A 10,857-nucleotide genomic window follows, 5' to 3' on the forward strand; every position below is an offset into this window, starting at 1 on the left:
ATTTATAGAAATTCATCCAACATTATTTATCAGTTTAATCTTATATCTCATTGCTGCTTCGGAATTAATATTGATAAAATAAAAGATATAATAATAGCAATAACTGTTAATAATATACATATAGTGATACCAGTATCAAAATCAAACTTTACACCAAGTAATGGTCCAAATACAGCTATACCAACTGCCCCGCCAATCTGACGAAATGTATTAAAAGCAGCTGATGCTGCGCCATGTAAATCAGATGATACAGTACTCAATGTTTGTGAAACCATTGTAGGAACCAACAATCCTGATGAAAATCCAATAGTTACTAGTGAGGTTAAAATTACCCATAAAGGGGAATGTATATAGTTAAGTAAAAGTACAGAGAGTAAAGATATAGCGAGAATAGTTTGTCCTAGTTTTAAAACAAATATTCTTCCTTTATGAGATGCAATTTTAGGTGCTGATAAATTTCCAACAGCAACAAAGGCTGTTAATGGTAAAAAACAAAAACCACTAATTAATACTTTCATATTAAGAGAGTACTGAAATTTAAAAGTAAGGGCAAATAATAATCCATAAAACATAAAGTTAAATAGGCTGCCTTGTATTATTGATATTATAAATACTTTATCTTTATATAATCTATGAGGAAGTAATGGTGAACTAACTCGATTTTCGATCCTAAAAAATGAGATACACCCTATAACCATCAGAATAAAAGAACTTAGTACTAATTTATCTGACCAACCTCTGCTTGGTGCTTCAATCAACCCAAAAACTAAACCTCCGATTGCAACGGTTGCAGCTAGCTGTCCCCAGAAATCAAATTTTTTTCCAATTGGCTTGTTTTCTTTCTGCTTTAACTTCAATAGTATGATTGATAGCATCACAAGGCAAACAATGACGTTAGCCCAAAAAATAGATGGCCAATTAAAATAATTAACAAGCAGCCCTCCTAAAAAAGGACCTACTGCAAGTCCGATTCCACCAGCCGCGGCCCAAAGACCAACAATTTTACCTCTATGATTATCATTATTAGTATTAGATATACCTAGTTTAAGGCTACTTGGTAATAAAAGGGCTGCACCAACTCCCTGAAATAATCGACTGATATTTAAAATTAAAATAGATGGGGCTATTGCACAAAAAATAGAAGTAAATAAAAAAAGAAATAACCCTATAGTAAATATTTTTTTGGGACCAAAATAATCTGTTAGGGCACCAGAACCCAGCATTATAGCAGCAAAAGAAAGTGCGTAAGCATTTATTACCCATTCTAGTTCTGCTCGTGTTGTATGTAATCCATTTTCTATTATAGGTAAGGCTAGGTTAACAATTGTATTATCTAGAAAAACAAGAAAAGAGCTGAGTAAAGATAAAATAATCGACCATCTATATAATGGATTTTGATTATTCAGCATATATAACTCCTAGAAGTAAAATATATTAATATCAAGTATGTAGTAGTAACTAATTAACAACCAAAACGAGCTCCGCCATCAACATAGATAGTTTCACCAGTTAAAAATTCACATTCGATAGCAAATCTTATTGCTTGAGCAATTTGTAAAGGGTTTCCCACTTTATTTATCAATGTACGTGATTTAGCTTTTTCCATAATAGTAGCTCGAATGTTAGGATTTATTTTATCCCATAAACCTGCATCAATTGTGCCGGGGGATATACAGTTTGCTCTTTTCGGAGCTTTTTCTACCGCGATTGCCCTTGTTAAACCTTCTATTCCTGCATTGATTGCTGATTGTAATGCTGATGCTGGCCCCGGTCTAGCTGATAAAAATCCGCTTATTAAGATAATTGACTTTTCCCATGGGATATCTCTAGCTACATAATATGATAAAAGAAGTTTTTGATTGATTGCCTTAATTATGTCCTCATCTTTTAAAGATTCTAATGAACCTATTGGCGTTTCAGCAGCAGTGACTACAATATGATCATAACTAGGATAATTTTTAAAATATTCTTTTAATTTATTACTATCAGTAGCATCTAAACTGCGATGTTTAATTTGGGGGTCTGCGTATTCCGTTCGAGAAAGTGTTTCTACGAGAAAGCTTTGTTTAAGATTCTGTGTTGCTGCTTTTCCAATCCCCGATAACCCGCCTACAACTAATATTCTTTCCATTCTATACCCCTTGTTATTACTAAATACAATCTTAGTTTAATTACTAATATGATGAGTACGCCCCATTAACCTTATTAATGTTGAGTACTTCAAATCATTGTTAATATGTCGAGATACGTTTTTTAACCCCTGTTGGCAACTCATCAAAATTTCTTGTAGTGCTTCTTCAGAACGATCATTAAATGTTGTGAATTCGCATCTAATAGTAGATGTGTTTTGTAAGCATCGAGTCTCATTATGTATAACGTTATATTCTTGAATTTTAATTAATCGGTATTTACAAAGCTTATTATCAAATGTCTTTAACTTTACTATTTGTTCATCAATTGAGTTGATGATTTTCTCTTTAATATCCCAGTTATTCTCACTAATGTATAAATTTATATAAGGCATATATGTTTATTCCTTTTTTATAGGATAAGTAAATTGTCAGTTAACTTTGTTGCAATTAACTTTGATAATATTAAGATATCCTTTCTATTAAAGATTTTAACTGAGCATGATAGATTAACTGAGAGTCTCCCTCGAAAACGATCTAAATGCGCAACTATGCTATAGTTTGCATTTCGTCTGTCCACACATGTTGCGATATTATGAATAAAATCGTATTCAGATATTGACTTATATGAGCCACTATTTGTTACACAGGGACCAAGGCATGCATTTTGTGTTTCTTTAACTTTCTCTATTGATATATTCATTTTTTCAAAATCTAGAGATGGGTTTTTAGATTCTTCCTTAGCTATCTGATCATATTTTTGAGCAAGCGCAAGAAAACAAGTTGGAGCTTGATCGTGCGGCAAAAAAGCTACACCTATTTTGCAACCGTATGATTGATCCTCTAATGTTTTTCTTCGGCTATGTGCTAGCCACCCAGCCTTACCTTTACGAAAGTCTTTTGATAAAATATCTGTTAATGTAGCTAAAACATAGCTACTGAATGAAATATTTAATTCTTTAATCTTTTTGCTAATCTCTGCCTGCTCCTTTTGAGATAGAATTATTTTCTGAAAATTGGTGTGTTGGAAAGTTGTATAGTTTGTAAAATTATTTATATTTTTATAAGATTCATTAGAGTTGGAAATATTACTCATAAGATCTCCAAGTGTAAATACCCCAAACTTAGTACACAACTCACGTAGAAAATCACGCTGCTTGTTTTAGTGTTTTATACTCAATCGGTGTCATGTTATTTAATGCCTCATGCGGTCTTTCGGTGTTATAAATCGTTAACCATTCTTCGGTTACCTTTCTTGCTTGTTCTAGATTATTAAATAGATATAAATCGAGTACTTCAGTACGATAGGTACGATTAAATCGTTCAATATAGCCATTTTGATAAGGGCTACCGGGCTGGATATAATCAATGGTTATACCATGTAATTTAGCCCAGTTTATAAAGGTTTTTCCTGTAAATTCTGGCCCATTATCGACCCGTATTTTTAATGGATACCCATGATATTCGGCCAGTTTATCTAAGTAACGGGTAATCCTTCCTGCTGGTAAGCTTACTGCAATATCAATACCTAACGCCTCACGATTAAAATCATCGATGACATTGAATGTTCTAAAGCGACGTTGATTACGGCTACTGTCATTCATAAAATCCATTGACCAACATTCACCTTGTTTATTGGGGACTAATAACCTTTCTGGGTATCTTGGAGGAATGTGTTTTTTACGCTTTACCCTGAGATTAAGCTTTAATTTACAATACACCCGATATACCCGTTTATGATTCCATTGATAGCCGAGCTTTCTGATACGATTAAAACATTTAGGAAAGCCCTAGCGTAAATGCCTATCTGTGATAGCATTCAATACTGAAACAATCACCGAATCATCCTGTAACTTAGATTGATAATAGTAAGCACAACAGCTTAAGCCAACAATAGCACAACTCATAACAATAGTAACCGAATGATTTTGTTGTAGTTGCTGTGCCCACGTTTTACGTGCCTTGGTGGGCACTAAAGCTTTTTTATGATTTCTTCCTGAAGCTGGGATTTTAAGCTCAGTTCGGCAAACATCTGCTTAAGCTTGCGGTTTTCCGCTTCGAGTTCTTTTAGACGTTTGATGTCTGAAGTTTCCATACCGCCATATTTACGACAGAGTTCCTTGACAGGAATACCTGCTTCTGCTTCTTTTAAAATAGCGACGATTTAATGTTCAGTCATTTTTTTCATCATTGAATCCTCTTTTACTTTTATCATAGAGAATTTTCTACTTTTTTGCTGTACTATTTTAGGGGGTAGTTACACCAAACGACATTCGGGTCTGTTTACCATTCCAAGAAAAACGAAATAGCCAATATTTAGAACCATTGGGATGAATATTTAGAAATAACCCATTGCCGTCTTTAAGAGTGTATTCCTTTGCTTTAGATTTTGATGCATTAATTTTATAGTCAGTGAGTACAGCCATGATAAATTCCTTATGTTATTGATGAACGTAAGGATAGCTAGTCAATATTTAGACGAACTGTTCAAAAAATACATTATCACAATAACATAATTTTTGGACTAGTCAAAAAAACTCATTCCGTTTTTGGACTGATTTTTGGACTAAATTCTCTTGGATGACTCTGGATTATTCTGTTCTATACTGGAAAGTAAAACAGTTAAATCACTTGCAAACTCTAAGCTTTGTGGACTTTAACGGACTATACTGGATATTATATTGGAGCGGGAAACGAGGTTCGAACTCGCGACCCCGACCTTGGCAAGGTCGTGCTCTACCAACTGAGCTATTCCCGCATAAGAAGTGTTTGGTTAATGGTGCCCGGGGCGAGACTTGAACTCGCACGGCCAAAAAGGCCGAGGGATTTTAAATCCCTTGTGTCTACCGATTTCACCACCCGGGCTCAAAACTGGTTACTTAAGAGTAACTGCGTTTTGAATGCTGTGCATTTTACCTATCTAAAATTTGGCGTCAACAAAAATATTAAAATTATTGTCTAACTGCTCAATGTTTGTCATGTTTTGTGGCTTTATTGTTCTATTTCACTAAAAATTAGAAAAGTATGGTTGTTTGTTTAGCGATAAAAGCTAATAGTGTAAAAAAACAAATGCAATTTAAGCACTAAAATTTAAACACTAAAAGAAGAACCGCAACCACAAGTTGTTGTTGCATTAGGATTATCAACCACAAAACGAGAACCTTGTAATCCTTCAACATAATCAATGGTGCCACCAACTAAATATTGTAAACTCATGGGATCGATAACTAACGATACACCATTTTTTTCGATAGCTAGGTCATCTTCATTCACTTTTTCATCAAAGGTAAAACCGTACTGAAACCCACTACATCCACCACCAGTTATATATACGCGTAATTTTAGATTTGGGTTTTCTTCTTCTGTGACGAGTGATTTAACTTTATTAGCTGCCGCATCGGTAAAGTTAATCGGTAAAGCATCGCTCATATTCTTCTCCTAATATATTGATCTTTGTATTATATACTGTTGCCAAATAAAAATACAAAATAGAAAACTTCTATTAAATAAATTTTTAATAGCTAACTTGAATTTATTTTGATTTTATGAATAAATACAGCAAATTTTTATAGAGAGATTATTCCGGTTATGCTAAACACATTTAAATCAGAAAAGCTTTATCATCAAGCATTATCCGTTATGCCTGGCGGCGTGAATTCCCCTGTTCGTGCTTTTAATGGTGTGGGTGGCACCCCCTTATTTATTGAGCGAGCAAACGGCGCATACATTTATGATGTGGACGATAAGGCCTATATCGATTATGTAGGTTCTTGGGGGCCAATGATCCTTGGGCATAACGATCCCGATGTTGCCAATGCAGTAATTAATGCAGTGCGTAACGGTTTAAGTTATGGAGCACCGACCGAAATAGAAACCAAAGTTGCTAATTTAGTGACACAATTAATGCCTTCAATTGAAATGGTGCGGATGGTGAATTCAGGCACTGAAGCAACCATGAGTGCTATTCGTGTAGCGCGTGGTTTTACTGGCCGAGATAAGATTATTAAGTTTGAAGGTTGTTATCATGGTCATGCTGATTATTTGTTAGTTAAAGCGGGCTCTGGTGCTCTGACTTTCGGTCATCCAACCTCTCCAGGTGTGCCTAATGATTTTGTTAAACATACATTAGTTTGTGATTATAACAATTTAGAATCAGTCAAAAAACAATTTGAACAATATCCCAATGATATCGCCGCTATTATCATTGAGCCTGTTGCAGGTAACATGAACTGTATCCCAGCCAAAAAAGAATTTTTACATGGATTACGTGCACTTTGTGATGAATATGGCGCTTTATTAATTATTGATGAAGTGATGACAGGTTTTAGAGTCGCACTGGGTGGTGCTCAAGATTATTATGATGTTGTTCCTGATTTAACTTGTTTAGGAAAAATTATTGGTGGTGGTATGCCTGTTGGAGCATTTGGTGGTCGTGCTGATATTATGAGGCAATTAGCACCAACTGGGCCAATATACCAAGCAGGCACCCTTTCTGGTAATCCTGTTGCGATGGCGGCAGGATACACTACATTAACTAAATTAATGGAAGTTGGCATCTATCAAGAGTTAGCAGAAAAAACCGCACAGCTCGCTAACGGTTTATTATCAGTAGCCCAAAAGCATAACGTACCGTTAGTCGTAAATTATGCTGGTGCAATGTTTGGTTTATTTTTTACAACTGCTTCTGAAGTAAGCTGTTATCAAGATGTCATGCAATGCGATGTTGAATTATTCAAAAAATTCTATCATCATATGCTAACTGAAGGTGTTTACTTTGCACCATCAGCTTTCGAAGCGGGTTTTATGTCACTTAAGCACACAGACAAAGAGATCAATCACACCATTGATGCAGCAAGTCGTTTTTTTAGTAAATTAATTTAAAAGTATGACACTGTTTTATATACCCAAAGAGAACATTAAACGATTAAAATAGGTAATAATTATATGGTTAATCCACTTAAAGAAGGCGTAAAAGCACCTCAATTTTCGTTACCTGACCAAGATGGAGAGCAAATAAGCTTAAAAGATTTTAAAGGTCAACGAGTTTTAATTTATTTTTATCCTAAAGCGATGACGCCAGGTTGCACAGTGCAAGCTTGTAATTTGCGCGATTGTTCTGATGAGTTAAAAAAATATAATGTGGCGGTTCTGGGTATCAGTACCGATAAGCCAGAAAAGTTATCTCGATTTGTTGAAAAGGAATTATTAAATTTTACGTTGCTATCTGATGAAAACCATGAAGTTGCCCAAGCATTTGGTACTTGGGGCGAAAAAGAGTTTATGGGTAAAACCTATGATGGAATTCATCGCATTAGCTTTTTAATAGGTAAAGATGGAATAATCGAGAAAGTATTTGATGATTTTAAGACGACTAACCACCATGAAGTGGTTTTAGATTATCTTAAAAATCACAGCAAATAACTTTGGTTAAAAGCAGATTAATAACTAATCTGCTTTTAATTCACTATTGGCATTATTCAATTCATCCAGTTTTGGCCAAGCATTGATGATTGCTTTAACCAATGTTGCCAAAGGTATTGCAAAAAATATTCCCCAAAATCCCCACAAGCCACCAAACACAATCACCGCCAAAATAATAACGAGTGGATGCAAATTAAGCTTTTCGGAAAATAAACAAGGAACTAATAAGTTACCATCTAATGCTTGAATCAAAATATAGAAGCATAGCAAATAGCTAAATTCAGTAGTCAATCCCCATTGGAACAGCGCAATTAATACAACAGGAATACTTGAAATAATAATACCAACATAAGGCACTAATACAGATAATCCAACAAGTACAGCTAATAATAGTCCATAATCTAAACCAAAGTACCAAAAAGGAATATAAACACACACGGTCAATATAATAATATGCAAAACATTACCAACAATATAATTGGATATTTGCATATCCATTTCCGCTGCAACTTGGTTTAAAATCGTACGATTTTTAGGTAGAATTTTTGAGCAATACCCCCAAATTTTGGCTTTGTCTTTTAATAAAAAAAACATCATTATTGGCACTAATACCGCATTAATCGTAATCGAAACCAGCCCAAATAAGGACACAATAGAAAATTGTAACAACGAATTACCAGTTTGCACAACTTTGTTAGTAACACCTTGGATAATCGAATCAAATAAACCAACATCGATTAATTCTGGATAGTGCTCTGGCAATGTAGTAATGAAATTGTTAGCAAAATTTAGCATGTTCGGAATATTAGTGATTAAGCTAATACTTTGCTGCCAAATTAATGGTAATAGAATCATAAAGCCAACTAAAACAATCATTAAAAAAAGCAACAATACCATCACAACAGCCAGCGTTCTTGGTATGTTTTTTTTATGCAAAAAGTTAATTGGTCTATCAAGTAAATACGACAGTACAATAGCAATCAAAACAGGCAGAAGAATTTTATTAAAAAAATAGATGATAATAAATAAGCCAACAATCACAGCCATTAACGACACGACATGCGGATCGCTAAAACGTTTTTTATACCAATCTATAAACATTTTTAACATCAAACTCTCCTTTTGCTAAATTTTGGGAATAATAAACTTAAGTTAATTATTTTTTAAAACCACCTAATATACCACGGGTGATCTGTTTACCGATTTGATTGACGACTTGCCTAGTTGTACTTTTGACTATTTTCTGAGCCACACCATCATGTTGCCCACCTTTTGGACCTTGCTTGCCAAAAAGAAGTGTACTAAAAAAATCAATCAACCCACCATGATTTTGTTTATTGCTTACCTCTTCTGTTTTGGTCTCGTTACTATTTGTATTTTGGCTAGACAGGCTATCTAACGAAAATCCATTTTTCAATAATTCATAAGCAGATTGACGATCCAGCATTTGCGCATATTTATTATAAAGATGAGATTGATGAACAATTAATGATAACTTATCTGGCGCCATTGCCCCCATTTTTGAACCTGGGGCAATAATATAGCCACGTTCAACTATGCTTGGACGACCTTTTTCGTCTAGAAATGAAATAAGCGCTTCACCAACACCTAATTCCATTATTGCTTTTTCCGTATCAAAACTTGGATTGGCACGCATGGTTTGAGCAGCTATTTTAACGGCTTTTTGGTCTTTCGGTGTAAATGCACGTAAAGCATGTTGTACACGATTGCCTAATTGCCCCAAGATTGTGTCAGGAATATCACTCGGGTTCTGAGAAGCAAAATAAATTCCGACTCCTTTAGATCGAATTAAGCGCACAACTTGTTCTATTTTTTCTAGTAATGCTGGTGAAATATCATTGAAAAGTAAATGAGCTTCATCAAAAAAGAAGACAAGTTTTGGTTTATCAAGATCCCCTACTTCTGGCAAATGCTCAAAAAGCGCTGACAATAACCATAATAAAAAGACAGAATATAATTTGGGTGAGCTATATAATTTTTCAGCCGATAAAATATTAATAATGCCACGACCTTGAGCGTTAACTTGTATTAAATCTTGAATATCTAGCATTGGTTCGCCAAGAAAAAACTCAGCGCCTTGTTGTTCTAGTGTTAATAAGCTACGTTGGATTGCTCCAATTGATGATAGCGAAATATTGCCATATTGCGTAGTAAATTGTTTAGCATTATCACCTACAAATTGAATTAATGCTCGAAGATCTTTAAAATCAATTAATAATAGTCCGTTATCATCAGCAATTTTAAATATCAGTTGTAACACACCTGATTGAACATTATTTAAGTCGAGTAATCGACCAAGTAGAATCGGCCCTATATCTGACACGGTACTACGAACGGGAATGCCCTTTTCAGCAAACACATCCCATAATTCAATTGGTGATGCGTCTGGTTGCCAATTATCAACCTCAATGCTGGCTAAACGAGCCTGTAGTTTTTCAGATAGTATGCCCTTTTCGCCAATCCCCGTTAAATCACCTTTAACATCAGCAAGAAAAACTGGCACACCTATTTTTGAAAAACCTTCAGCCATTTTTTGTAATGTTACTGTTTTACCCGTGCCTGTTGCACCAGTAATTAAACCATGACGATTAGCCAATGCAGCAATAACAGATAAATCTTTGCCATGGCTTTTGGCAATTACAATCGACTCACTCATGCGGTACCCCTTTAGTAACTTTATGATTAAATTTGTGATTTAATTTATAATTCAAACTGTTTTATTATAAATAACAAAACAATGTAGCCATTTGTGCAATTTTTCTATTAATCCAACCAATAATATTGTATTCTGAATTAGCAATAGCTGCTATTGTTATTATTCTATCCAACCTATTATAAGGAGGCATTATGTTTCCAGAATACCGAGAAATCATTTCTAAATTAAAAAATACTGATTTACGTTTTCAAAAATTATTCGATCAACATAATGAGTTAGATCAAAAAATTAAAAACATTGAGTCTGGCATTATTGTCAATACGGCCGAAACTATAGAGGCATTAAAAAAGCAAAAACTTAAAATTAAAGACGAAATTTATGAAATTTTAAGAAAAGCGTCTGATACTCATTTAAACTTATAATTGAGCACAGTTCATCACGAATTGAAAAAATAGACTTTTATTACATTAAAAGATTAAATAAAAACCCCAATTGTTTGGGGTTTTTTTATTATATGTAAACTTAATTCATTGCACTAATTATTTAGCTTGTAATTGCTGCTGTGTCTTTTTTTGTTTTCGGCTTTTAATTAACATTATTAAATTTTTATGTGGTGTTTTCATAGATTAT

10 protein-coding genes, 2 tRNA genes and 2 pseudogenes are annotated in these 10,857 nt (G+C 34.1%); 3 read left to right on the forward strand and 11 right to left on the reverse strand.

The features are described from left to right. Positions 1-47 precede the first annotated feature (47 nt). From A9G28_RS01670 to erpA, 9 genes and pseudogenes are all read right to left on the reverse strand, one after another. Positions 48-1,409 carry an MFS transporter gene (locus A9G28_RS01670; protein WP_065579566.1) on the reverse strand — a complete coding sequence of 454 codons (1,362 nt, stop codon included), beginning with the start codon at positions 1,407-1,409 and terminating at the stop codon, positions 48-50. A 53-nt stretch (positions 1,410-1,462) separates the two neighbouring features. Beyond that, a complete protein-coding gene (locus A9G28_RS01675; protein WP_065579567.1) occupies positions 1,463-2,131 on the reverse strand; it encodes an SDR family oxidoreductase in 669 nt (222 codons plus the stop codon). A 36-nt stretch (positions 2,132-2,167) separates the two neighbouring features. Continuing rightward, complete coding sequence (locus A9G28_RS13475) at positions 2,168-2,524, reverse strand: hypothetical protein (RefSeq protein ID WP_065579568.1); 357 nt, start codon at positions 2,522-2,524, stop codon at positions 2,168-2,170. Positions 2,525-2,541: 17 nt separating this feature from the next. After that, entirely contained in the window at positions 2,542-3,225 is a 684-nt protein-coding gene (locus tag A9G28_RS01685) for a hypothetical protein (RefSeq protein ID WP_065579569.1), read from the reverse strand. 52 nt (positions 3,226-3,277) lie between these two features. After that, a pseudogene (locus A9G28_RS01690) lies at positions 3,278-4,293 on the reverse strand (IS3 family transposase). A 94-nt stretch (positions 4,294-4,387) separates the two neighbouring features. Continuing rightward, positions 4,388-4,555 (reverse strand): annotated as a pseudogene (locus tag A9G28_RS01700) (Arm DNA-binding domain-containing protein); the annotation flags it as partial. 256 nt (positions 4,556-4,811) lie between these two features. Beyond that, positions 4,812-4,887, reverse strand: a tRNA-Gly gene (locus A9G28_RS01705). Positions 4,888-4,906: 19 nt separating this feature from the next. Next, positions 4,907-4,994 (reverse strand) — tRNA-Leu (locus A9G28_RS01710). Between the two features lie 225 nt (positions 4,995-5,219). Then, the gene (erpA, locus tag A9G28_RS01715) at positions 5,220-5,558 is read right to left on the reverse strand and encodes an iron-sulfur cluster insertion protein ErpA (protein WP_034914816.1); all 339 of its coding nucleotides are present in this window, start codon (positions 5,556-5,558) and stop codon (positions 5,220-5,222) included. Between the two features lie 159 nt (positions 5,559-5,717). On the opposite strand from erpA, the gene hemL reads away from it, so the two are divergent. Beyond that, positions 5,718-7,010, forward strand: a complete 1,293-nt coding sequence (gene hemL / locus A9G28_RS01720) for a glutamate-1-semialdehyde 2,1-aminomutase (protein WP_065567093.1) — start codon at positions 5,718-5,720, stop codon at positions 7,008-7,010. A 63-nt stretch (positions 7,011-7,073) separates the two neighbouring features. Beyond that, positions 7,074-7,550 carry a thioredoxin-dependent thiol peroxidase gene (gene bcp / locus A9G28_RS01725; RefSeq protein ID WP_065579571.1) on the forward strand — a complete coding sequence of 159 codons (477 nt, stop codon included), beginning with the start codon at positions 7,074-7,076 and terminating at the stop codon, positions 7,548-7,550. A gap of 24 nt (positions 7,551-7,574) precedes the next feature. On the opposite strand, the gene A9G28_RS01730 is transcribed toward bcp, so the two are convergent. Together A9G28_RS01730 and A9G28_RS01735 are read right to left on the reverse strand one after the other, a co-directional pair. Continuing rightward, the gene (locus A9G28_RS01730; protein ID WP_065567095.1) at positions 7,575-8,660 is read right to left on the reverse strand and encodes an AI-2E family transporter; all 1,086 of its coding nucleotides are present in this window, start codon (positions 8,658-8,660) and stop codon (positions 7,575-7,577) included. 46 nt (positions 8,661-8,706) lie between these two features. After that, the gene (locus tag A9G28_RS01735; RefSeq protein ID WP_065567096.1) at positions 8,707-10,227 is read right to left on the reverse strand and encodes a helicase HerA-like domain-containing protein; all 1,521 of its coding nucleotides are present in this window, start codon (positions 10,225-10,227) and stop codon (positions 8,707-8,709) included. Positions 10,228-10,418: 191 nt separating this feature from the next. Here A9G28_RS01735 and A9G28_RS01740 point away from each other — a divergent pair, with 191 nt between their 5' ends. After that, positions 10,419-10,649, forward strand: a complete 231-nt coding sequence (locus tag A9G28_RS01740; protein ID WP_065567097.1) for a YdcH family protein — start codon at positions 10,419-10,421, stop codon at positions 10,647-10,649. Positions 10,650-10,857: the final 208 nt, after the last annotated feature.

Source organism: Gilliamella sp. Fer1-1 (assembly GCF_001690825.1).
Classification (GTDB): Bacteria; Pseudomonadota; Gammaproteobacteria; order Enterobacterales; family Orbaceae; genus Gilliamella; species Gilliamella apicola_C.

Bases quoted from the DNA above. Each gene is read 5' to 3' on its own strand.
- hemL (WP_065567093.1), top strand. From the start codon at position 5,718: ATGCTAAACACATTTAAATCAGAAAAGCTTTATCATCAAGCATTATCC.
- A9G28_RS01675 (WP_065579567.1), bottom strand. From the start codon at position 2,131: ATGGAAAGAATATTAGTTGTAGGCGGGTTATCGGGGATTGGAAAAGCA.
- A9G28_RS01685 (WP_065579569.1), bottom strand. From the start codon at position 3,225: ATGAGTAATATTTCCAACTCTAATGAATCTTATAAAAATATAAATAAT.
- A9G28_RS13475 (WP_065579568.1), bottom strand. From the start codon at position 2,524: ATGCCTTATATAAATTTATACATTAGTGAGAATAACTGGGATATTAAA.
- A9G28_RS01740 (WP_065567097.1), top strand. From the start codon at position 10,419: ATGTTTCCAGAATACCGAGAAATCATTTCTAAATTAAAAAATACTGAT.
- A9G28_RS01730 (WP_065567095.1), bottom strand. From the start codon at position 8,660: ATGTTAAAAATGTTTATAGATTGGTATAAAAAACGTTTTAGCGATCCG.
- erpA (WP_034914816.1), bottom strand. From the start codon at position 5,558: ATGAGCGATGCTTTACCGATTAACTTTACCGATGCGGCAGCTAATAAA.
- A9G28_RS01735 (WP_065567096.1), bottom strand. From the start codon at position 10,227: ATGAGTGAGTCGATTGTAATTGCCAAAAGCCATGGCAAAGATTTATCT.
- A9G28_RS01670 (WP_065579566.1), bottom strand. From the start codon at position 1,409: ATGCTGAATAATCAAAATCCATTATATAGATGGTCGATTATTTTATCT.
- bcp (WP_065579571.1), top strand. From the start codon at position 7,074: ATGGTTAATCCACTTAAAGAAGGCGTAAAAGCACCTCAATTTTCGTTA.